This window comes from Rheinheimera sp., from assembly GCF_037442345.1.
Taxonomy (GTDB): domain Bacteria; phylum Pseudomonadota; class Gammaproteobacteria; order Enterobacterales; family Alteromonadaceae; genus Pararheinheimera.
Map to the genome: position 1 here is coordinate 24,056 of NZ_JBBIQL010000013.1, position 19,886 is coordinate 43,941.

Below are 19,886 nucleotides of genomic sequence, written 5' to 3' on the forward strand. Positions count from 1 at the left end.
GCTTTATCTCAGTTTCAGGGTTGCCAGACCCACCAGCACAAAAATCACCGACAATATCCAGAAACGCACAATCACGCGCGGTTCCGGCCAGCCTTTAAGTTCGTAATGGTGGTGAATAGGCGCCATACGGAAAATACGCTGGCCACGCAACTTGTAAGACCCGACTTGCAGGATCACCGACAGGGTTTCCATCACAAAAATGCCACCCATAATAAAAAGCACAATTTCCTGCCGGACCAGAATGGCGATCACCCCCAGCACCGCGCCAAGCGCCAGCGAGCCCACATCGCCCATAAAAACCTGAGCCGGGTAAGTGTTAAACCAGAGGAACCCCAGGCCAGCGCCAATCAGGGCAGCACAGACCACCACCAGTTCACTGGCCTGTGGCAGGTAAGGAATATTCAGGTAAGCCGCAAAATTCACGTTACCGCTGGCATAAGCAATAATGGCAAAAGCAGCGGACACCATAATGGTCGGCACTATGGCCAGGCCATCCAGGCCATCGGTCAGGTTCACCGCATTACTGGTGCCGACAATCACGAAATAACATAAGGCGATGTAAAGGAACCCCAGTTGTGGCAGCACATCTTTTAAGAAAGGCACCACCAGGCTGGTTTCAGCCGGGCGCTCAGAGGTGGCATACAGAAAAAACGCCACCACCAGTGCAAACAGCGACTGCCAGAAGTATTTCCACTTGGCAATCAGGCCTTTCGGGTCTTTGCGTACCACTTTTCGGTAATCATCAATAAAACCAATCCAGCCGTAGGCAACCAGCACAAAAATCACCACCCAGACGTATTTGTTTTCCAGGTTGGCCCACAGCAGCACAGAGGCCAGCACTGAGCCTAAAATCAACAACCCGCCCATAGTCGGAGTGCCTTTTTTCGAGAAGTGGCTTTGTGGGCCATCATCCCGCACTGTCTGGCCTATTTGCAGTTTCTGTAAGCGGGCAATCAGCTTAGGCCCCAGGTAGAGGCTCAGCATTAATGCAGTCAGAATGCCGAGAATAAACCTGAAGGTCAGGTAGCTGAATACATTAAAGGCGTTGATATACTGGGTCAGAAACTCAGCTAACCAGACTAACATGGGCGACTCTCCTGCTGACTACGTTCTAGCAAGTCCTGTACGACTAACTCCATTTTGGCGCTGCGTGATCCTTTCACCAGCACAGTGGCTTGCGGTTGCTGGTCAAGCAGCGGACCGAGTTTCTGGATCAGTTGCTGGCGGGAGCTGAAGTGCGCCCCCTGGCCATTAAATAAATCACTGGCGCTTTGAGATAACACACCCAGGGTGAATAGCAGGTGAATTCCTTTCTGTTTGGCGTACAACCCCACTTCTTCATGATAACGCCGCGCATCTGCGCCCAACTCGCCCATATCGCCAAACACCAGCACCTGATAACCCGGATAAGTGCTCAGCAAATCAATAGCGGCTTTGACCGATTCCGAGTTGGCGTTGTAGGTGTCATCAATCAGCCGTAGCGTCGGTGTGGCCTGGATCACATTAATGCGGCCTTTCACCGGCTTCATTGACGCCAGCCCCAACTGTACGTCCGTCAGACTGGCGCCCAGCTGCAATACGGCAGCGGCTGCCGCCAGCGCATTGGCCACATTGTGTTTGCCTGGCAGGGCCAGTTGGATCAGAATGCGGCCCTGTGGGCAAACCAACTCAAAACCGGCACAGCCCTGTTCATTCAGCACTATGTGTTCAGCGTAAAAATCCGCTTTCTGCGTGGCGCTGAAGGTCAGTACCTTTTTATCGCCCAGCCGTTTCAGCCAATACTCGGCAAATTCGCTGTCCAGTGGCACCACAGCAGTACCGCCCGCAGGCAAAGCGCCATAAATTTCACCTTTGGCGCGGGCCACACCAAACAAATCCCCAAAGCCTTCCAGGTGGGCAGCACCCACATTGGTGATCACGGATACTGAAGGCTGAGATAAACCGGCGGTGTAGGCAATTTCGCCTAAATGGTTGGCCCCCAGTTCCATCACTGCATGGGTATGTTGTGCTGTTAAACGCAACAGGGTCAGAGGGGCACCAATATCATTATTAAAATTGCCGGCCGTGGCCAGCACATGGCCAATGCTGCCCAGAATAGCCGCCATCATTTCTTTCACAGTGGTTTTACCGACACTGCCGGTCACAGCCACAGTTTTCGGGTTCACCCTCTGCCGTACAGCAGCCCCCAAAGCACCTAACGCCAACCGGCAGTCTTTTACCAGAATTTGTGGCACGGCCAGATCCTGCAGCTGTTCAACCACCAAAGCGGCGGCGCCTTTGCTAACCACATCGGCGGCAAACTGATGGGCATCAAAATTCGGCCCTTTCAGTGCAATAAACAAGTCACCCGGCGCAATAGCCCGGCTGTCCGTGCTGACGCTTTCAATAGCCAAATCAGCGCCATGCAACTGGCCCTGAACTGCAGAGGCGATCTCTGCTGTAGTTAAGCGGATCATAATGGCGGCTCCGTAACCAGTTGCTGCACAAACGCGCGTTCGTCGTAAGGGATCACCGAAGTTCCGATGATCTGATAATCTTCATGGCCTTTGCCGGCGATCAACACCAGGTCTCCGGCCTGCGCCAGACTGAACGCCTGACGGATCGCAGTTTTGCGATCAGGAATAATCTGGTAATTCTGTTTGCGGCAACCCGCAGCAATATCGGCGCAAATGGCGTTCACATCTTCGGTGCGGGGGTTGTCAGCCGTAATCACCAGTTGGTCCGCCAGGCGCTCAGCAATGGCGCCCATCAAGGGTCTTTTGCCCTTATCGCGGTCACCGCCGCAGCCAAATACCAGCCATAACTGCCCCTGAGTGTGGTTGCGGCACGCCAGCAGGCTTTGTTCCAGCGCGTCTGGCGTATGGGCATAATCGACCACCGCCATCACCTGACGTGACGCCTGATAAAACTGTTCAATACGCCCTGGCACACTGCAAAGCTGAGTTAACGCCTTGACCACAGTCTGCAGCGAATGCCCCAGCTGCAGCATCGCCGCCGCTGCTGCCAGCGCGTTCTGGACATTAAATTCGCCCAGCACCTGCAATTGCACCAGCTGCGTCAAGTCAGCGCCGTTTAAACGGCTGTGCAGGATAAACTGATAACCACGAGGGGTAACAGTCAGCTCGTGATAAGCCAGATAAGCTGCATAAGGCTGGCAGTCCTGCAGGCGGCCATAAGCGATGACCGGTAATGCGGTGCGGGCGGCCAGCTGACGACCGAAGTCATCAGAAACATTGATCACCGCTTTTTGCGCCAGTTCATTGGTAAATAACAAGGCTTTCGCCTCACCGTACGCCTGCATGGTGCCGTGGTAATCCAGATGATCCCGCGTCAGGTTGGTAAACACAGCTACGGCAAACCGCAGGCCAGCCACCCGTTTTTGATCCAGTGCGTGCGACGACACCTCCAGCGCCATCAGTTGACGGTCTGCCCCGGCACTTTGTGCCAGAATACGGTGTAAATCGGCTAAATGCGGTGTGGTGTTATTCAGTGGGGTCAGCTGCTGATAATGGCCATACCCCAAAGTGCCAATGACCCCGGCGGCAGTACCCAGCAGTTGCGCCAACTGATTGACAAAAATAGCAGTGCTGGATTTACCGTTAGTGCCGGTCACGCCGACTAACTGCAATGCAGGGTGCGGGTAAAAAGCCTCAATCACGGCTGTCAGCTGAGTCATCAGCTCAGGCCAGACCATAATGCGCGCATCCGCCACAGTCACTGGCTGATTGGTCAGCACCAGCGCTGCGCCCTGCGCCAGCGCCTGAGCAATAAAGTCATTCCCATGGCGACTGGTACCAGGCAGTGCCAGGAAGACATCGCCAGGTTGCACCTCTTTGCTGCTGACACGCAGTTCGCCCAACACCTGCTGCGCCAGTGCGTCCGGAACCTGTACGGCAAACGGAGTTAACCAGGAAGCGGCGGTATTAACCTGCATGGTGACCTCCGCTGACCTGGCTGATCCGGCTGTCATTGGCGTCTGGGGCAATATTCAGTAACTGCATGGTGGCGCCCATCACGGCACCAAAGACAGGCGCAGCCACTTCGCCGCCATAATAATAATCGCCGCTGGGCTCGTTAATAATGACCACACAAGCCAGACGGGGGTTGGAAATAGGCGCAATGCCGGCGAATGAACCTATGTAATCGTCGCTGTAGCCGCGAATACCGGCTTTTTTCGCCGTACCGGTTTTACCACCTACCCGGTAACCCGGCACCACGGCCCGTTTACCACCACCACCAGGGCCAACCACAGCCTCCAGCATAGCGGCCATATTCTCGGCGTTCTGCTCGGACAAGACCCGTTCACCGGGTGGAATTTTATCCTGTTTGATAATGGTTAAAGGCCGCAGTATGCCGCCATTGGCAATGGTGGCATACATGCGGGCCAGCTGCACCGCGTTGACGGTAAAACTGTACCCAAAAGACACTGTGGCCAACGCATGTTCGCCCCAACGTTTTTGTTCACGCAGCACTCCAGGGGTTTCACCGGTCAGGTTCAGGCCTGTTTCCTGGCCTATACCCATTTTGTAGTACATACCAAGAAACTTATCGACCGGCAAATCCAGTGCCAGACGGCTGACGCCAATATTGCTGGATTTGCGCATAATGCCGGTTAAATCCAGGTCGCCATAGCCATTAATGTCCCGTACCAGACGGCCACCAATTCGCACCGGGCCATAACCTGTGGAAATGACGGTATCCATAGTGGCAGTGCCATTTTCCAATGCCGCTAATACCGGCAGCGGTTTGATGGTGGAACCAGGTTCAAAGGTATCGGTAATGGCGCGGTTGCGGTAACGGCCTGCATCCGAGTTTTTACGGTTATTCGGGTTGTAAGACGGCGCGTTGGCCATCGCCAGTACTTCACCTGTATGCACGTCGACCACCACGACAGAACCAGAGGTGGCGCCAAACTGCAGCACAGCTTTTTTCAGCTCACGGTAAGCCACCGCCTGAATACGCTGATCGATACTCAGCTGCAGGTTTTTTGAGGCTTCGCCGTCGGTTTGTTTCAGCACTTCAATTTCACGGCCTTTGGCATCTTTACGCACCGTTTTGGTGGCCGGTTTGCCGGTCAACAATTCGTTAAACTGCCGCTCCAGGCCTTCCATGCCCTGCTCATCGACGTTGGTAAACCCCAACAGATGCGCAGTGACCTCACCGGCCGGATAATAGCGGCGCGATTCCTGTTTAAAGGCAATACCTGGAATTTTCAGTTGCCGGATATAATCCACAGTGGCTGGGCTGGCCTGGCGCTGCAAATACACAAAACGTTTGTTGTCGTCTGAGCCAATTTTGTCACTGAGTTGCTGGGGAGTGATGCGCAGCATCTCGGCCAGCGCATGCCAGTGGCGTTGGTCAATTTTATTTTTATTGCGCAGCACCAGTTGCGGATCGGCCCAAATGGACTGCGAAGGCACGCTGACTGCCAGTTCTTCACCATGGCGGTCCAGGATCATGCCACGCATCGCCGCATCGGCTTTCACCCTTAAAGTGCGGGCGTCGCCTTGTTCCAGCAGCATTTCAGGTTCAATCACCTGCAGGTAAGCGGAGCGGATCACCAAGGCGCTGAATACCCCCAGTAATGCCACTATTACAAAAGCAAAACGCCAACTGATCACAGCTGGCTGTTGGTTCTTCTTCGCCTGGCGTTTTGGCACTGCGGCTTTGGCGGGCTTTTTGATCATTGCTGCACCACCACTTCCTGCGCCCCGTAGGGTCGTACCATATTCAGCTGATTTGCAGCTATATCCTCCACCCGGCTGTGTTCAGCCAGAGCGCGCTGTTCGACCAACAGATTGCGCCATTCCATTTCCAGGCTGTCCCGTTGCTGTAACAGCTTGTCTTCGGTCATGGTCAGCTGGCGGTTCATATGGGTGAATTCCACCACGGCCAGAGCAGACCCCAAACATGCCAGGATCAGCGTAATCACCAGCTTGTGACGCCAGATATCGACCAGGATCAGACGGTTCAGTTTAATGGCGCTCATGCGGTACGCTCCGCTATCCGCAGCACGGCACTGCGGGCACGGACGTTCTGCGCCAGTTCCTGCTCAGACGGCATAATGGCTTTACCAATCAGTTTCAGCGGCGTATGGCGTTTCAGCTGCTCTTCGGTTAATGGCAGCCCTTTGGGGATGGCCGGGCCTTTGCTGTACAGACGCATAAACTGTTTCACCAGCCGGTCTTCCAGCGAGTGAAAACTGATCACCGTCAGGCGGCCACCTGGTTTCAATACTGTCAGCGCGGCTTCCAATGCAGTTTTCACCTGCTCCAGCTCACTGTTGATATAAATGCGGATGCCCTGAAAACTGCGGGTGGCCGGATGTTTTTTCTCTTTGGCACTTTTCGGCACCACAGCGCTAATCAGGCTGGCCAGCTGAGCAGTGCGGGTAAAAGGGGTTTCGTCACGTTTTTCGACTATGGCATTGGCAATACGCCAGGCGAATTTTTCTTCACCGTATTCGCGCAATACAAAGCTGATTTCTTCCACATCGGCTTTGGCCAGCCAGTCGGCGGCAGACAAACCACTGGTCGGGTCCATCCGCATATCCAGCGGGCCATCCCGCATAAAACTGAAACCACGCTCGGCATCGTCCAGCTGCGGCGATGACACGCCTAAATCCAATAAAATGCCATCGACCTGCCCAGTGATTTGCTGCTGTTCCGCAATAGCGGCCAGCTCAGCAAAAGCGCTGTGCGTAATATGAAAACGCGGGTCAGTGGCAAAGGCTTTGGCGGCTTCAATGGCCGTCGGGTCACGGTCAATGGCAAAAAGCCGGCCCTTGTCAGACAGTTTGGATAAGATCACCTTGCTGTGGCCACCGCGGCCAAAGGTGCCGTCCAGGTAAATCCCGTCTGGTTTGATGGCTAATCCGTCTATGGTCTCGGCCAATAACACGGAAATGTGGGCGCTTTGATCCATCAGAGTACAAAGTCCTGCAGCCGTTCTGAGATTTCGGCGTCGGCTGGCAACTCGCGTTCAAGGGCCATGTCGTCAGCCACCCGGCGATTCCAGATCTCTTCGTCCCAAATCTCAAATTTGTTCAATTGACCGACAAGTCGGATGTTTTTGCTTAAATTGGCGTGACTTCTCAGCGGTGCCGGCAATAAAATGCGGCCGCTTTTATCCATGTCACAGTCGGACGCATGACCGATCAGTAAACGTTTGAAACGCAATTCCTGGGCATTTTGGTTAGACAGCCGTTGCAGTTGCTCTGCCACCTCTTCCCATTCCGGCAGCGGATACAACAAAAGACAGGGATCTTTAATATGGATGGTGCAGACCATGGCACCATTAGCATCGGCAAAAAGGCTGTCACGGTAGCGCGTTGGCAGCGCTAACCGTCCCTTCTCATCCAATGTTAATGAAAACGAGCCACGAAACATTTTTCATCCCACTTGTTGTTGTCAGATCCGTGAATTTGATCCACAAATACCCACAATTCTCCACTAGCAGACAGTTTAGGGCTGTGAATCAAAGCTTGTCAAGGCAAAAACCATGTGAAGCGATCGGCGCGGATCCAGTAAAAATGCGGCTTAGCGCGAAGATCCTGATTTGTGTGGGGAAAAGTGGAAGAAAAAAACGTAAAAAAACACCCAAATCTGACAGGATAAAACGCGTAACCATCAATTTCAGACCAATTCCATCCTGCCTGCGACCGGCGTGCCGGCCTTTTTGCTACACCACTAAAAGAATGAAAATTTAAGTGACTGATTTTATTTATGAATGTTAGATGAACCCCATAAATCTCAGCGCCAGCTGAGACAAAAACTCTCTGCCAGACTGAACCGCAGCAATCAGATAAAAAGCAGAAAAATTAGCAGAAAGCTTACAGAAAAAACGTAAGCAACCACTAACATTTGTTATTTTTAAAGATTATTGAAGTAAGCAAGCACTTACATGAAGAAAGTTAACGTTGCCCTGAAGCAGGCCGCTGCAGACTGAAGACTTCAGCAGCCACCCGGCTGTAGTCTGCGCCCCCCAAACGACTGATCAGATCCAGCTTTTGCGGATCGGGCCGCCCCTGCGCATTCAGCACCAGCGGGTTCAGATAAAGCGACTGCACTTCCAGCAAAATCAGCTCGCAGGACGGCTGAGCCGCCGGATAAGGTTGCAGCTGCGCCAGAGAGCACTCAAAGGCCGCTGGCGCCAGTTCCAGCCGGGGTACCGCGACTTTGGCCGACGCCACTGTCGTCAATCCAGTCAATGCCAATTCGCTTTCATCCGCAGGTAAGGCTGCTGCTGTTTGATTCATGGCATCAATTAAGGCGTAGGGCACCAGATTAATCACACACTCACCTGTCGCTTCAATATTCAGGCTGGTGTCTTTTCTGCCTCCGCCCGGTTTATGCTGAGTGGCGATCATCAGCGTTGGTGGCTGGTCGGTCACCATCTGGAAAAAACTAAAGGGTGCCAGGTTCAATACACCGGCTTTGGAATAACTGCTGACCCAGGCGATAGGCCTTGGGATCACCAGACTGGTCAGCAAGCGGTAGCAATCCAGCGCTTCGAGACTTTTCACATCAATCAGCATCAGGCCACTCCTGCGATCAGCAAACCTGACAGGGCAGAGAGCGCAATCACCCGCATCACCTCTTGTTTAAAGCGGAACAGCAATAACGCTGAGATCAACGCTATCGCCAAAGCCCACAGGTCCACCCCCTGCACTAAGCCAGCTGAATCCCCTTGCGGCCACAAGGTGTGCCAGGCAAAAAACAGTGCCAGATTGACAATCACCCCCACCACTGCGGCACTGACGGCAGTCAGTGGGCCTGTCAGTTGCCATTGCCCGACCGACGACTCCACCAGCGGACCTCCTGCCAGAATAAAAATAAAGGACGGCAAAAAAGTAAACCAGGTGACCAGCACAGCCGCTGTGACTCCTGCGAGCAGCATCTGCTCAGGCCCAAAGCTGGCCTGCAGATAAGCGCCGACAAAGGCCACAAAGACCACTACCATAATCAGCGGGCCCGGTGTGGTTTCTCCCAACGCCAGACCATCCATCATCTGGCCCGGCGTCAGCCAGCCAAATTTATCCACAGCGCCCTGATAGACATAAGGCAGCACTGCATAAGCCCCACCAAAGGTCAGCAAAGCCGCTTTGGTAAAAAACCAGCTCATTTGCGTCAGTTGATGCTGCCAGCCCAGGCTTAGTGTCAGCGCCCCCATAGGCAATGCCCAAAGCAGCACACCACAGCAAAACACCAGACTAAAACGGCTCCAGCGAAACAAGGCATGAGCAGAGGTTGGCGTGTTGTCGTCAATCAAAGCCGGGCCATAACTTTTCTGCGCGCTTGTGTGTGCACTGCCGGAAAAAGCCGCTGGGACCAGTTTACTGCCAATAAAACCAATAATGGCCGCAGACAATACAATCAGCGGAAAGGGCAACTTTAACGCAAAAATAGCGACAAAAGCCGCCGTAGCTATAGCCCAAAGCAGCGGATGCTTCATCACCCGCCCGCCGATCCGCCAGGCCGCATGCAGCACTATGGCCGCTATCGCAGGTTTAATGCCATAAAAAATACCGGCCACCCAGGGATGTTCGCCATAGACCAGATAAGCCCAGGACAGCAGCACCAGCAATACTAACGAAGGCAGAATAAATAACAGCCCGGCGACAATACCGCCCAGGGTACGGTGCATCAGCCAGCCTAAATAAGTGGCGAGCTGCTGCGCCTCAGGCCCGGGCAGCAGCATGCAATAATTCAGCGCATGCAAAAACCGGCCTTCGCTGATCCAGCGCCTTTTTTCCACCAGCTCCTGATGCATAATGGCAATTTGCCCGGCCGGCCCACCAAAGCTGATACAGCCCAGCTTTAACCAGAACCTGAAGGCTTGCCAAAAGGGGATGGCTGTTGTGAGCTGTTTCATTTTTTTCCTGCCTAAAAACGTTGCAAGCTCCAGCCTACCAAACCGGGCATGCCACAACCAGCCAAAGTGATTGAATTAACGTCACTTCTGCTACAGCTGTGGGTTAGAAATCCGGCTGGACGTGAAAAAAAATGCTGATTATTATTTCTCTATGCCAAAGGAGTGAACCTTGAGTCACTCCCTCTTTCTTCGTTGCCCCACCCGATGCAACCGAAGTCAGCTATCTGGCCTGAACAATAACAATAAATCTGGCCGCCTGATCCCAGTGCTTTGCTCAGGGATAAAGGCATAAGCCCTATCAGAGGGAAACACTATGACATCCATCATCAAACTGGGCGTAATGCTCGTTATTTCCATTGTTCTCACAGGTTGCGCCGCCGAAGCAAAGTTGGGTAAAGCCGATGTGTCAGGATTTAATGCAGCCAATGCCACTGTGCAGGTGGAGTACAGCATCCCCTCAGATGCAGAACTCACAGCCGAAGAAATGACTGAACAACAACAGCTGCGCCTGACGGAAATTCAGGATTTATTAAAACTGCATGGCTTCAAACCAGTCTCTGAAGGCAACAGCAACTTCAAAATCAAAATCAGCGAGGGCCCTGTCGAAGAAATTACCGGCGAATGGGCTGGTGCTTTGGGCGCCAATGCGGTGATCTTCACATTAGGGGTCGTACCGGCCATTTTCAGCTATCGAACACGGATCCACTATGAATTGTGGGCAGGACCGGAACAGCTGCATAAGATTGACACGCCAGCAGAATGGGATGAAGCCATAGGTTTAATTTCCGTTTCATCCACTCTCAGTGGTGCCGATGCCGCCCGCTCCAAAGCCCGCACAGAAGCCCATGACAGCGTACTGCGGTTGTGGATTGAGCAAGGTTCTTTTGAATGAAATCGGTGCAGCGCACAATACGGCCACTGCTCATCTGCCTGGCACTGCTGATAACCCCCTGGCTAAGCAACGCAGGTCGCTATCAGCCTGACAACCAATGGTTGCAGGATATCAGGACAGCAACTCCCTTTCTGCCCTACCGGCTGGGTGTGGTTGAGTTTAAAGATGGCCACAGCGACGAGTGGCTGGAGTATATGGGCGATTTGCGGGCTGTATTAAAAGCCAGTAACTTCTTTCAGTCATCACAGGCACCGCGGCTGAAGCTTCAGATAGAACGTGGTTATCAGGCTGGTGATGTGGACGAAGATGGCTGTAAAACTACGGCGGGTCGCCTGGCTCTAACCTACAGGTTTTTTGACGCTGGCAAGGAGATCAGCCGCTTTTCCATCACCACTCAGGCGCCCGTTGATGGCGATAGTAATGATTTTGATGCCGCCATGGCCGGGAATCTGAAATACCTGCTGTTGGAACTGCGAAAAAAACAGGGGGATGCAGCATTTGATACAAAGGCGGCCAGTCTGGCCAACGCCGTAGCACAACAACTGAGCGGAGGTTCCAGCTTTGGCTGCACAGTCGGTGTTGCCCTGGCAAATGGTTTTGTGGCGACAGTTGAAGGCACCATGGATGTTGTCGCAGGTATGGGCGAGGTGGCCGGAGCCGCGTTGGAAGTTGCTGCCAGTCCCGAATTCCAGAATACCTTAAACGCTGAAATGGCGAACTATCAGGCACAACAAGCGCAACAAACCGCCTATCTGAATGACTTGCAGGCACAAGCCAATGCTCAGGCTGAAGCACAGCACCGCCAGCAGCAGGCAGAACAACAAGCTGAGCAACAGGCACAGGCGGCCCAACAGCAGGCCGGTCGCGAGGCGCTGGCCAAACAATTGGCAGATGGTATTGCCTACCGCAACCTGCAGATGTCCAAAACCACAGACCCTGCCACCTTGCAGCAGCTCAAACGCGATAACGATGCCGCCATGCAGGCAGCACAGCAAATAGGCATGTACAGTCAGGTGGATAGCATGGCAACCCAAGGCACTCAGGCTGGTTATGACGAGGCCCGGGCTCAACGAACTGCCGATGAGCAGGCCGAAAAACAACAGCTGGCTGCCGAACGGCTTGAGCGGGAGCAGCAACAACGTGAGCAAGAGGCCGCACAACGGGCAGAGCAACAACGGCTGGCCGCAGAAAAAGCAGCGCAAGAGCGGGCTGAACGCCAAAGGCAATTGCAACAAGAAGCCGAAGAGCGGCGTCTGGCCGCTGAACGTGCTGAACAGCAGAAAAAACAGGCATGGAGTAACTGGCTGGCGGTATATAAACGCAGCATCCGTCTTGGCGCCAAACAATGTGATGGCAAAGACAAACCCTACCGCCTGTTCGGTGACCGGCCTTCCAACCCATTGCCAAAAGAAATTAACTATTACTCGTCTTGCATCTCAGTGCACTACGAAGCCCGCTGCCCGGGCACACCGCGAGGATCAGGCCTGCGCAGTACGCAATATAACTTCACGGGTATGGGTTTAGGTTGTTTGTCAGCAGAATCATTAATGCCGCAGCGTCTGGCTTGTAAGGACGATGCCGTGATAGTTGAGACGCTGGATGTGACAGGCTGCGGCGGATAAATAAATATAAGGCAGACCCGGTCACTGCATCTGCGCAGTGGCTGTGGTCTGGCTCAACAAAGTGAAAAAGTGTGAGTCGGCCCGATAAGCCGGGTTCTGTCGTGGACAATCATTCCTCTAGGACGTACGTCACCATACGCCTCCAGCAACCTACCCGCCCCCAACGCGGGCCACGCCAAAGGGGGCCTATTTGGTCTTGCTCCGGGTGGAGTTTACCGTGCCACGAACTGTTACCAGTCGCGCGGTGCGCTCTTACCGCACCCTTTCACCCTTACCTGATCCCAACTGTAAACAGCTGGGCCATCGGCGGTTTGCTCTCTGTTGCACTGGTCGTAGGCTCGCGCCTCCCAGGCGTTACCTGGCACCCTGCCCTATGGAGCCCGGACTTTCCTCCCCCTGCTTACGCAGGCAGCGATTGTCTGGGCCAACTCACGGCGCGCATTATACCCTTCTTCCCCGAAGCTGCAAGGTGGTTGACCACACAGCAGCAACACCTGATAAAACCGGGCGGAGTAAACTACCGCCCCTACATCCCGGTCCAGCTGAGCCCCAGTTTATACAAGGCGTTTTTCTTTTCGCCGTGAATTTCTGCTGTTAAAGCTGCGGCTTTTTTCAGGGGTAATTCACTCATTAAGAGTTTCAGAGTTTGCTGGGCCGCAGGGTTAATGTCTTCTTCAGCGGCCAGAGTCGGCGCTATCATCAGCACCATTTCGCCCTGACAACGGGCTGGGTCTTCATCTAACCAGGCTGTAATTTCTGCTGCTGTACCATAAACAAAGTTTTCAAAAGTCTTCGTCAGCTCTTTGGCCAAAACCAGTTCACTTTCAACACCAAACACCTTCACTACATCTTCTAAACAATCTTTAATACGACGCGCTGTTTCATAACAAATTAAAGTACCCACGCCTTGTGGAATAGCGCTTAGCACATTCTGACGTTGCTGACTTTTGGCGGGTAAAAAGCCGATAAAATGGAATTTGTCTGTAGGTAAACCTGCACAGCACAAAGCGCTGATTAAAGCGCAGGGGCCAGGAATTGGCACCACACGCACCCCAGCGTCACGGCATAAACGCACCAGGCTATAGCCTGGGTCGCTAATCAGCGGCGTACCCGCATCGGAAATCAAGGCAACATCTTCACCGGCCTGCAATTTTTGCAATAACGTGGCTGCCCGTTGTTTTTCATTGTGGTCATGCAGCGTCAGCATGCGTGCTGATATGCCCAAATGGCTCAGCAATTTTCCGCTGTGTCTGGTGTCTTCTGCCGCCACCCAGGCTACTTTGCTTAAGGTCTGAATAGCCCGCTGGCTGATGTCATCCAGGTTGCCGATCGGCGTGGCAACTATGTAGAGGTGTCCGATTTGTTGGGTCATAATTTGTGAATTCATTGAGCTTGGGCCCGGCTCTTTGTAAGATACCCGCATTCAAAGCCTCATTGTACCTGTGCATTGTGAAAAGCAGCAAACTCAAGCCCTTATTTCTGTTGACCGCCAGCCTGGCCCTGACCGCCTGCAGTTCCACTCCGGCGCCTGCGCCTGTGAAAGCAGTTCAGCCTGAGCTGAAAGCCAAAGTAGAAGCACAACCCGAACCGGACGTTGAAGTGGCGCCACTGACACAATCGCTGTCGGCCAGTGAGTTCCTGCAACAGGCCGAACAAAGTCAGGGCACAGAACAGCAGCAGGAGCTATTGCAGGCTGCCCGGGCTAACCTGCAACAAGGCCAGGTCGATCAGGCTCTGGCTATCCATCAGGTGCTGCAACAACAGGCAGACAGCAGCATTATGCAGCAGAACCTGCTGCCCTGGTTTGAAGCCCTGCTGGCCAAAGGCCAGCATCAGGACATTCAGCAATTTATCCAGCAGTTTCCATTGAACCAGTTCCATGTGGCCGATCAGCAGCTGTATCTGCAGAAGCAGGCACAGTACTGGACAGAGCGGCAGGAACCGAAAAAAGCCGTCGCCGCTTACCTGCAGTTGCTGCAGTTAGTGCCAACAGACCAAAGCAGCCAGTTGGCTTTATGGCAACAACTTGGCCTGTTGACCCCGCAGCAGCTGCAGCAACTGACGCAAGACAAAGAGAAAGCCGCGCAGGGCTGGGCCTCTTTGCTGCAAATCCATCAGCGGTTGCTCGGCGATCTGCCAGCCTTACAGGCTGAATTGCAAAACTGGCAAAGCAGCTTCAGCAACCTGCCCGCTCTGGCGCAATTGCCAGCAGAAATTCAGCAGTTGAGCCAGGTACAGGGCTACAACCCTCAGACCATTGCAGTGTTATTACCTTTTAACAGCAATTTTCGCCAGCATGCCGAGGCCATTCAGCAGGGGTTGCTGGCCGCATCTGTCAACCACCCGGCACGACTGCTGTTTCTGGACAGCACCTCAAGCCCGGCTGATCTGAAGCTACAGATGCAGCAGCAACAGGTTGAATTTGTTATTGGCCCTTTGCTGAAAGAACAGGTTGATAGCCTGGCCAATGACCCGGACTGGACCTGGCCCACCTTATTTTTAAACAGCCGCACTGAACAGATAGCCCCTTCAGAGCAGAAATACTACTTCGCCTTAAGCGTTGAAGATGAAGCGCACCAAATGGCGCAATGGTTCCAGCACAAAGGCTACAAACAGCCGGTGCTGATGGCAAGCCGCAACCCGCTGAGCCAGCGTATGGTCAACCAGTTCAGCCGCGACTGGCAGCAAATCACAGGCAAAGCCCCTGAGACCTATTGGGTGACGGATATGGCCTCAATGGAAAGCACCATCAAACAACTGCTGGAAACCGCTGCCAGCGAACAACGCATTCAAGAAATTGAGCGTTTGAGCGGCCAGGATGTGCGCGCTGAAACCCACAGCCGTCAGGACATCGACGCCATTTATCTGTTGGCCGACCCGGCTCAGACCCGGATGTTGAAGCCCTTTATTGATGTGTCTGTGGCGCCAGCCGCTATCAGCCTGCCCATTTATGCCAGCTCGCGCAGTCATCAGAAATCGGCGGAGCTGACCGACCGGCGCGACCTGCTGAATTTAACCTTTACCGAAATGCCCTGGATGCTAAGCCAACAGCAACAGCAGGCACTGCGTGAACAATACAACACCTTGTTTCCGCAACAGGACGAAACCCTGCAACGGTTGTTTGCCATGGGTTTTGATGCCTTCCAGTTGGTCTTTAAACTCAAACAACAGCAGCAGTTTCCGGCCTTGCCACACAGGGGCCTGACCGGCGACCTACGTCTGGCAGCCGATGGCCAGATTCAGCGCCAGTTAACGCTGGGCAAATACAGTAAGACCAGTTTACAAAGCTTGGATCAGCCTTAAATGAACCAGCAACGCGGCCAGCTTTACGAAGAACAGGCTCTGCGTTATCTGGAACAACAGGGGTTGTCCTTGCTGGAGCGGAACTACCGCACCAGCCTTGGGGAACTGGATTTAGTGATGCAGGAAGGCAGCTGCACTGTGTTTGTCGAAGTGAAATTCCGCCAGTCGCGTGCCTTTGGAGGTGGCGTGGCAGCTGTCACCCACGCCAAACAGCAAAAGCTGCGCCGCGCGGCGGCCCTGTATTTACAGCGGCATGGCCAGTGCCATTGCCGCTTTGACGTGATCGCCATTGGCGCGGACCCGGCGGATATCCGCTGGGTAAAAAACGCCTTTTAGGACCAGGAACCCATGCAGGACCATATTAAGCAGTTATTTACCGAAAATATTCAGACCATGATCGCCACAGGCGAAGCATTGGCCGCCCCGATAGAAAATGCGGCCGTGTCGATAGTGAACTGCCTGATCAATGGTGGCAAAGTAGTCTGTTGCGGTGAAGGTGCTTCGGCGGCGCTCGCCAGTCATTTTTCACAACTACTGCTGGATCAGTTTGAAGCGGAGCGTCCTTGTTTACCGGCTTTTGCGCTGGTCAGCCAAAGCAGTGCACTGCAGCCGGATAATCAGGCCAAACCTGAACACCTGGCGCGCCAGGTGCGTGCCATAGGTCAGGCAGGAGATGTGCTGGTCGTTATATCAATGACAGGGGAAGAGCACAGCCTGATCAAAGCGGTAGAAGCAGCCCTGACTCAGGATATGGCCGTGGTGGCGTTGACGGTCGACAGCAGCGGCGAGTTGTCCGGTTTATTAGGGCCACAGGATACTGAACTGCGGGTACCGGCACACAGGCCAGCCCGGGTGTTTGAATGTTACAGCTTTTTATTGCATGCGATCTGCGAGCTGATCGACATGACCTTATTCCCACAACAAGAGGATTACTGATGATGTTCCGTATCACAGCTTTAGTGTTAGTTGCCTGGTTAGTACAGGGGTGCGCAGCGGCGGTGTTGGCCGGTGGCGCCACTGCCGTCACCTCAGCAGGCGACCCTCGCACCCTGGGCAGCCAAATCGACGATAAAACCATAGTACTGCGTGCATCCAAAGCACTGGATCAAGACCCTGTCACCAAAAAAACCGGTAATATCAATATCACCAGTTATAACGGTATTGTGCTGCTCACTGGCCAGGTGCCGAATAATGGCGTACGTGAACAAGCGGCAGAGCTGGTGCGGGTCGATGGGGTGCGCGACGTGCATAACCAAATCCGGGTGGGCAGTGAAGTGACCTTTGGTACCGCCAGTCAGGATGCCTGGATCACCACCCGCGTCAAAACCAAGTTTCTGGCCGATGACGCCGTCAACGCGATGAATATAAAAATTGTCACCGAAAACGGCGAAGTCTTTCTGATGGGTTTGGTCAGCGAAGAGGAAGCCAATAAAGCGGTGAATCTGGCCCGAAATGTGGACGGTGTAGCCCGCGTGATTAAAGCCTTTGAATACAAACAATAAAGCAATGGGGTCAGACTCTGACCCCAGTTTATTCAGCATTGCTGCAAGGCTTTAAGCACCTTGGAATGAAATTCGCGATGGCGCATCACCGCCAGTACCACCACTGAAGTGGCCATAAAAGCTATGGGGTCGATAAACCAGCTTAAGGTGGCCAGTGAAAAGTAAATGGCCCGCAAACCGTAGTTAAAGGAGTGGCCAGCCAGATCGATAACTTTGGCTGTACGGTTGGCATAGAGCGCATGCTCCTCTTCAGTCAGGTTTTTTCCATCAGGCGCGGCGGTAATCAGCACACCACCAAAACCATACTGCCGAAGCGCCCAGGTAAACTGGAAAAACGCAAACACATAAATGACCGCCAGAAACAGAATTTTTACCTGAATCGCCTCCTTGCTCACCTCTCGCCAGGGGGCCAGATACGCCAGCACTTCGGCCAGACTGGTGCTGGACACCATAGCGGTCAGCAAGCCAGCCAGAATTAATAAGGTACTGGATGCAAAAAAAGACACGTTGCGCTCCAGCGTCGAAATCAGCGCCACATCGGCCATTTTGTTGTCACGGCTCAGCATTTGCTGCATCCAGTCATTGCGTTTACGCCGCATCTCAAAGGATAAACAACTGACAGTACGGGCTTTGCGCTTGGCGTAGAAGGTGTAACCGCCCCACAACAATAAAAACCAGAGGACAGCAGCAGCGTCGATCAGGGTCATGAATGCTCCATGGTGATGTTAAAACAATTGGGTTGCCAGTGGCAGGCGGAAATAGAAGCAGGCGCCGCCCTGCTCCGTTTGGCGGTAACCTATTTCGCCCTGCATAGCCTTCACCAGCTCCTTGCAAATCGCCAGCCCAAGGCCGGTGCCGCTGATGGCCCGTCGGTCTGAAGCATCCGCCTGTGAAAACTTCTGAAACAGCCTGGGGACAAATTCAGGCGGTACTCCGCTGCCTTGATCAATCACCGACACAGTGACCTGAGTCTGTTGCAGTTCAATCCGTATTTTCACCTGCCCTTTCACAGGGCTGTGGCGGATGGCATTGGCCAGCAGGTTGGCCATCAGTTGCTGAAAACGGGTGTCGTCCACTTCCACCCAGGCATCAGCCTGGTCCGGGTCGTCGAGCAGTAATTGCACCTGCCTGGCCAAAGCAACGGGCTGATTCAGCTCAAGTGACTGATGCAACAGGTTTTGCAGGGGCCAAAGTTTAAACTTAAACGGCATCTTATTCACCGCCAGTTTTTCAATATCCAGCAGATCATTGATTAAATTCGCCAGACGCTGGCTGTTTTGTTGTGCCAGAGACAACATATGCTGCTGTTTATCGGTCAGCGGCCCCAGCACCCCGCCCAAGGTCAGGCCCAAAGCCCCATTGATGGATGTCAAAGGCGTACGCAATTCATGACTGACCGTCGAGACAAACTCGTCTTTCAGTTGCTCCACCTCTTTACGGGCAGAAATATCCCGCAGCAACCAGACGTAACGGCGTTGGCCGCCGCGTTCAGTTTCCCGTCGCGACAATTCCAGTGCAAACAGCTCACCGGACTTACGCACCCCTATAGTCTCCTGCAGTGGCAGTTGCCCTTCATTCCAGCCGGGCTCGGCCGCTTGCAGCAATAAACGGAAATCTTTTCCCAATAACTCAGGCTGCAGGTAACCAAACACCACAGTCACCGCCTGATTCATCCGTTCAATCCGGCCTTGCAGGTCTGTGGTGATAATCACATCAGAAACGGCATCGAGAATACGCCGGCCATAGGTTTCAGTTTCCTGCAATGCTTCCGAAAACTGATAGCTGCGCCGGAACGAAAACAATAACCAGCCCAGCATCAGGCAAAACAGCAGGGACACCGAGCCACCCGCCAGGCGCCACTGCCACAATCCCCAACCTTCAGTGTCATCCAGTGAGCGAATGGCCATCTGCCACTGCGCACCACGTAAACTCAAGTCCAGCGTCAGGGTGGCGTCCTGAAACCACTCGCTGCGGCCAACAAAAGCCTCAGTTTCACCGGCATACCTTAATGCCAGCAACACCTGGTAGCTGTTACTTTGCTGCGCCAGGTTTTGCCAGAGCGCATTCAGATCCAGCACTGTGCTGATTAAGCCCCAGTAGCGGCCGTCATTCAGAAATACCGGCACCCGGTAGATAAAGCCGGTACCGCCCTGCACCAGTGACACAGGGCCAACCAGCCTGGCTTTCTTTTCGGCAATAATCTGCTGAATCGCAGGCCATTGTTGTGGCAGATTCGCGTAATGGACGCCAAGCGCCCGCTCATTGCCTTCCACAGGAAAAACAAGAGTCAACACATTGTCGGGGGCCAACGCCAGATTGCGGATATGTTTGCCTTGTTCCAGCAAGCCTGCCAACAGCAGTAAAGTGTCTTTTGGATCCGGCTGACCGCCACTGGCCTGCACATGCGAGGCCAGCCCTAAACTCAGATACAGCGGCGTATTGACTTCAGATTCAATAAAGGAGCGCAGCTGACCCGCCACACTGACAAGCTGCTTCAGTTGCCGGTGCTGCTGGCGAGCCACAATCTCACGGGCCTGATATTCTGTCAGCACCAGCGCACAGGCCAGGCAGAACAAAGGCAACACCCAGGACCAAAGCTTCAGTCTTAACAACGGCCCTTGCGGCAATGAGTTGCCCTGCATCCTGACTCCAAAGTGGCAAAATAAACTGAAGTTTCAAAACTATAACTCATTC

The 19,886-nt window shown here is 53.7% G+C and carries 18 protein-coding genes and 1 other RNA gene; 6 read left to right on the plus strand and 13 right to left on the minus strand.

The genetic code is table 11. From position 1 onward, the window contains the following. Positions 1-3: 3 nt before the first annotated feature. The 9 genes from mraY to chrA form a co-directional block, all read right to left on the minus strand. Positions 4-1,086 carry a phospho-N-acetylmuramoyl-pentapeptide-transferase gene (mraY, locus tag WKJ04_RS09395; protein ID WP_337880191.1) on the minus strand — a complete coding sequence of 361 codons (1,083 nt, stop codon included), beginning with the start codon at positions 1,084-1,086 and terminating at the stop codon, positions 4-6. Further along, the gene (gene murF / locus WKJ04_RS09400) at positions 1,080-2,456 is read right to left on the minus strand and encodes a UDP-N-acetylmuramoyl-tripeptide--D-alanyl-D-alanine ligase (protein ID WP_337880192.1); all 1,377 of its coding nucleotides are present in this window, start codon (positions 2,454-2,456) and stop codon (positions 1,080-1,082) included. The genes mraY and murF overlap by 7 nt, the downstream gene beginning before the upstream one ends. Continuing rightward, a complete protein-coding gene (locus WKJ04_RS09405) occupies positions 2,453-3,934 on the minus strand; it encodes a UDP-N-acetylmuramoyl-L-alanyl-D-glutamate--2,6-diaminopimelate ligase (protein ID WP_337880193.1) in 1,482 nt (493 codons plus the stop codon). Before WKJ04_RS09405 ends, murF begins: the two co-directional genes overlap by 4 nt. Then, on the minus strand, positions 3,924-5,687 hold the full coding sequence (locus WKJ04_RS09410) for a penicillin-binding transpeptidase domain-containing protein (RefSeq protein WP_337880194.1): 1,764 nt from the start codon (positions 5,685-5,687) through the stop codon (positions 3,924-3,926). The genes WKJ04_RS09405 and WKJ04_RS09410 overlap by 11 nt, the downstream gene beginning before the upstream one ends. Continuing rightward, positions 5,684-5,989: a cell division protein FtsL gene (gene ftsL, locus WKJ04_RS09415; RefSeq protein WP_337841363.1), complete on the minus strand. Its 306-nt coding sequence runs from the start codon at positions 5,987-5,989 to the stop codon at positions 5,684-5,686. The genes WKJ04_RS09410 and ftsL overlap by 4 nt, the downstream gene beginning before the upstream one ends. Next, a complete protein-coding gene (rsmH, locus tag WKJ04_RS09420; protein ID WP_337841364.1) occupies positions 5,986-6,924 on the minus strand; it encodes a 16S rRNA (cytosine(1402)-N(4))-methyltransferase RsmH in 939 nt (312 codons plus the stop codon). The genes ftsL and rsmH overlap by 4 nt, the downstream gene beginning before the upstream one ends. Next, positions 6,924-7,388, minus strand: coding sequence for a division/cell wall cluster transcriptional repressor MraZ (gene mraZ / locus WKJ04_RS09425; RefSeq protein ID WP_337841365.1), 465 nt, complete (start codon positions 7,386-7,388; stop codon positions 6,924-6,926). Before mraZ ends, rsmH begins: the two co-directional genes overlap by 1 nt. Positions 7,389-7,912: 524 nt before the next feature. Next, positions 7,913-8,536, minus strand: a complete 624-nt coding sequence (locus tag WKJ04_RS09430; protein ID WP_337841366.1) for a flavin reductase family protein — start codon at positions 8,534-8,536, stop codon at positions 7,913-7,915. After that, positions 8,536-9,873: a chromate efflux transporter gene (gene chrA, locus WKJ04_RS09435; RefSeq protein WP_337880195.1), complete on the minus strand. Its 1,338-nt coding sequence runs from the start codon at positions 9,871-9,873 to the stop codon at positions 8,536-8,538. The genes WKJ04_RS09430 and chrA overlap by 1 nt, the downstream gene beginning before the upstream one ends. A gap of 313 nt (positions 9,874-10,186) precedes the next feature. Here chrA and WKJ04_RS09440 point away from each other — a divergent pair, with 313 nt between their 5' ends. Then, positions 10,187-10,765, plus strand: coding sequence for a hypothetical protein (locus WKJ04_RS09440; RefSeq protein ID WP_337880196.1), 579 nt, complete (start codon positions 10,187-10,189; stop codon positions 10,763-10,765). Then, entirely contained in the window at positions 10,762-12,387 is a 1,626-nt protein-coding gene (locus tag WKJ04_RS09445) for a hypothetical protein (RefSeq protein WP_337880197.1), read from the plus strand. Before WKJ04_RS09440 ends, WKJ04_RS09445 begins: the two co-directional genes overlap by 4 nt. Before the next feature lie 69 nt (positions 12,388-12,456). Here the strand turns inward: WKJ04_RS09445 and rnpB are convergent. Both rnpB and rsmI read right to left on the minus strand, forming a co-directional pair. Continuing rightward, an RNA gene (gene rnpB / locus WKJ04_RS09450) (RNase P RNA component class A) lies at positions 12,457-12,818 on the minus strand. Between the two features lie 95 nt (positions 12,819-12,913). Then, positions 12,914-13,759: a 16S rRNA (cytidine(1402)-2'-O)-methyltransferase gene (rsmI, locus tag WKJ04_RS09455; RefSeq protein WP_337880279.1), complete on the minus strand. Its 846-nt coding sequence runs from the start codon at positions 13,757-13,759 to the stop codon at positions 12,914-12,916. Positions 13,760-13,836: 77 nt separating this feature from the next. On the opposite strand from rsmI, the gene WKJ04_RS09460 reads away from it, so the two are divergent. The 4 genes from WKJ04_RS09460 to dolP are packed head-to-tail and all read left to right on the plus strand — an operon-like array spanning position 13,837 to position 17,192. Then, positions 13,837-15,690, plus strand: coding sequence for a penicillin-binding protein activator (locus WKJ04_RS09460; RefSeq protein ID WP_337880198.1), 1,854 nt, complete (start codon positions 13,837-13,839; stop codon positions 15,688-15,690). Continuing rightward, on the plus strand, positions 15,691-16,026 hold the full coding sequence (locus tag WKJ04_RS09465) for a YraN family protein (protein ID WP_337880199.1): 336 nt from the start codon (positions 15,691-15,693) through the stop codon (positions 16,024-16,026). A 12-nt stretch (positions 16,027-16,038) separates the two neighbouring features. After that, the gene (locus WKJ04_RS09470; protein WP_337841372.1) at positions 16,039-16,626 is read left to right on the plus strand and encodes an SIS domain-containing protein; all 588 of its coding nucleotides are present in this window, start codon (positions 16,039-16,041) and stop codon (positions 16,624-16,626) included. Positions 16,627-16,628: 2 nt separating this feature from the next. Next, on the plus strand, positions 16,629-17,192 hold the full coding sequence (gene dolP / locus WKJ04_RS09475) for a division/outer membrane stress-associated lipid-binding lipoprotein (RefSeq protein WP_337880200.1): 564 nt from the start codon (positions 16,629-16,631) through the stop codon (positions 17,190-17,192). Positions 17,193-17,224: 32 nt separating this feature from the next. Here the strand turns inward: dolP and WKJ04_RS09480 are convergent, their stop codons facing one another. Both WKJ04_RS09480 and WKJ04_RS09485 read right to left on the minus strand, forming a co-directional pair. After that, complete coding sequence (locus tag WKJ04_RS09480; RefSeq protein WP_337841374.1) at positions 17,225-17,899, minus strand: DUF599 domain-containing protein; 675 nt, start codon at positions 17,897-17,899, stop codon at positions 17,225-17,227. Between the two features lie 18 nt (positions 17,900-17,917). Continuing rightward, on the minus strand, positions 17,918-19,834 hold the full coding sequence (locus WKJ04_RS09485) for an ATP-binding protein (protein ID WP_337880201.1): 1,917 nt from the start codon (positions 19,832-19,834) through the stop codon (positions 17,918-17,920). Positions 19,835-19,886 lie beyond the last annotated feature (52 nt).

What these genes read in the sequence shown, in the direction of transcription:
- mraY (WP_337880191.1), bottom strand. Translation starts at nt 1,086, where the DNA reads ATGTTAGTCTGGTTAGCTGAGTTTCTGACCCAGTATATCAACGCCTTT.
- murF (WP_337880192.1), bottom strand. Translation starts at nt 2,456, where the DNA reads ATGATCCGCTTAACTACAGCAGAGATCGCCTCTGCAGTTCAGGGCCAG.
- WKJ04_RS09405 (WP_337880193.1), bottom strand. Translation starts at nt 3,934, where the DNA reads ATGCAGGTTAATACCGCCGCTTCCTGGTTAACTCCGTTTGCCGTACAG.
- WKJ04_RS09410 (WP_337880194.1), bottom strand. Translation starts at nt 5,687, where the DNA reads ATGATCAAAAAGCCCGCCAAAGCCGCAGTGCCAAAACGCCAGGCGAAG.
- ftsL (WP_337841363.1), bottom strand. Translation starts at nt 5,989, where the DNA reads ATGAGCGCCATTAAACTGAACCGTCTGATCCTGGTCGATATCTGGCGT.
- rsmH (WP_337841364.1), bottom strand. Translation starts at nt 6,924, where the DNA reads ATGGATCAAAGCGCCCACATTTCCGTGTTATTGGCCGAGACCATAGAC.
- mraZ (WP_337841365.1), bottom strand. Translation starts at nt 7,388, where the DNA reads ATGTTTCGTGGCTCGTTTTCATTAACATTGGATGAGAAGGGACGGTTA.
- WKJ04_RS09430 (WP_337841366.1), bottom strand. Translation starts at nt 8,536, where the DNA reads ATGCTGATTGATGTGAAAAGTCTCGAAGCGCTGGATTGCTACCGCTTG.
- chrA (WP_337880195.1), bottom strand. Translation starts at nt 9,873, where the DNA reads ATGAAACAGCTCACAACAGCCATCCCCTTTTGGCAAGCCTTCAGGTTC.
- WKJ04_RS09440 (WP_337880196.1), top strand. Translation starts at nt 10,187, where the DNA reads ATGACATCCATCATCAAACTGGGCGTAATGCTCGTTATTTCCATTGTT.
- WKJ04_RS09445 (WP_337880197.1), top strand. Translation starts at nt 10,762, where the DNA reads ATGAAATCGGTGCAGCGCACAATACGGCCACTGCTCATCTGCCTGGCA.
- rsmI (WP_337880279.1), bottom strand. Translation starts at nt 13,759, where the DNA reads ATGACCCAACAAATCGGACACCTCTACATAGTTGCCACGCCGATCGGC.
- WKJ04_RS09465 (WP_337880199.1), top strand. Translation starts at nt 15,691, where the DNA reads ATGAACCAGCAACGCGGCCAGCTTTACGAAGAACAGGCTCTGCGTTAT.
- WKJ04_RS09470 (WP_337841372.1), top strand. Translation starts at nt 16,039, where the DNA reads ATGCAGGACCATATTAAGCAGTTATTTACCGAAAATATTCAGACCATG.
- dolP (WP_337880200.1), top strand. Translation starts at nt 16,629, where the DNA reads ATGTTCCGTATCACAGCTTTAGTGTTAGTTGCCTGGTTAGTACAGGGG.
- WKJ04_RS09480 (WP_337841374.1), bottom strand. Translation starts at nt 17,899, where the DNA reads ATGACCCTGATCGACGCTGCTGCTGTCCTCTGGTTTTTATTGTTGTGG.
- WKJ04_RS09485 (WP_337880201.1), bottom strand. Translation starts at nt 19,834, where the DNA reads ATGCAGGGCAACTCATTGCCGCAAGGGCCGTTGTTAAGACTGAAGCTT.